Consider the following 1665-nt stretch of genomic DNA (forward strand, 5'->3'; position numbering starts at 1 on the left):
CCTACGGCCTCCTCGTCCAGCTCTACTCCCTGCTCTCCCGGCGCAGCTGGGGCATGGGCGACCTCGGTGACCTCGCCGAACTCACCGCCTGGGCCGGCCGTGCCCTCGGCGCCGGATTCGTCCAGGTCAACCCGCTGCACGCGGCCGTACCCGGCGCCCCCACCGACCCGTCCCCGTACCGCCCCTCCTCGCGCCGCTACCCCGACCCGGTCCATCTGCGCGTCGAGGACATCCCGGAGTACCCCTACGCCCTCGCCGACGACGACGACGGCGACGTCCTCCCCACCCTCCCGGAACGGGCCGCACGGCTGCGCGAGTCCGTGCTCGACAAGGGCGAGCTGATCGACCGCGACGCCGTGTGGGAACTCAAACGGCAGGCCCTGGAACGGGTGCGCGCCGTTCCGCTCGGCCCCGGCCGACTGGCCGCCTACTGGGACTTCCTCGCCGAGGAGGGCGAGGCCCTGGAGGACCACGCCACGTGGTGCGCCCTCGCGGAGGCGTACGGCTCCGACTGGCACCGGTGGCCCGAGGGCCTGCGCGACCCGCGCTCCGCCGAGACCGCCCGGGCCCGCGCCGAGCTGATGGACCGCGTCGACTTCCACACCCGGCTCGCCTGGCTCACCGACGCCCAGCTCGGCACCGCCCAGCGCTCGGCGCGCGACGCCGGCATGCCCATCGGCCTCGTGCACGACCTCGCCGTCGGCGTCCACCCCGGTGGGGCCGACGCCTGGGCCCAGCAGCGGTACGTCGCGGCCGGCATGTCCATCGGCGCGCCCCCCGACGCGTTCAACTCCCGCGGCCAGGACTGGGGCCTGCCGCCCTGGCGCCCAGACCGTCTCGCCGAGTCCGGTTACGCCCCCTACCGCCGCCTCCTGCGCGCCCTCCTGCGCCACGCGGGCGCCCTGCGCATCGACCACGTCATGGGCCTGTTCCGCCTGTGGTGGGTCCCGCAGGGCCGGCCGCCGACGGAGGGTACGTACGTCCGCTACGACGCCGACGCCATGCTCGCGATCCTCGTCCTGGAGGCGGCCCGCGCCGGGGCACTGGTGATCGGCGAGGACCTCGGCACCGTCGAGCCGGGCGTACGGGAGGCGCTCGACGAGCGGGGCGTGCTGGGCACGTCCGTGCTGTGGTTCGAGCGGGACTGGGAGGGCGGCGGGCGTCCGCTGCCGCCCGAGCGGTGGCGGGCGAACTGCCTGGCCACGGCCACCACGCACGACCTCCCGCCGACCGCGTCCCGGCTCACCGGGGACCATGTCGACCTCCGCCACCGGCTCGGCCTGCTGACCCGCCCCCTGGCCGAGGAGCGGGCCGAGGCCGCCGCCGACGCGAGCGAGTGGCTGGCGGTCCTGCGGAGGCTGGGCCTGCTGAACGGGGCGAGCGGGGGCCTGTCGGTGGTCTCCGAGGAGGCCGAGATCCAGGCCGTCCACCGGTTCCTGCTGCGGACCCCGGCCCGGATGATCGGCCTCTGGCTCCCCGACGCGGTGGGGGACCGACGGCCGCAGAACCTGCCCGGCACGTGGGACCAGTACCCGAACTGGCGCCTGCCGATCGCTGACGCGGGGGGCCGGCCGGTGACCCTGGAGGACCTGGCGGCGTCCCCCCGACTGCGGGCGCTGGTGGAGGTGCTGCGGGGGGAGGGCGCCAGGTCCTCCAGGGTCACCG

1 protein-coding gene is annotated in these 1665 nt (G+C 76.2%); it reads left to right on the forward strand.

The window, feature by feature from the left end:
* On the forward strand, nt 1-1665 hold a 1665-nt coding region (malQ, locus tag AOK23_RS29375; protein ID WP_055715624.1), incomplete at both ends, for a 4-alpha-glucanotransferase.

The organism is Streptomyces torulosus, from assembly GCF_001419765.1.
Taxonomy (GTDB): domain Bacteria; phylum Actinomycetota; class Actinomycetes; order Streptomycetales; family Streptomycetaceae; genus Streptomyces; species Streptomyces torulosus.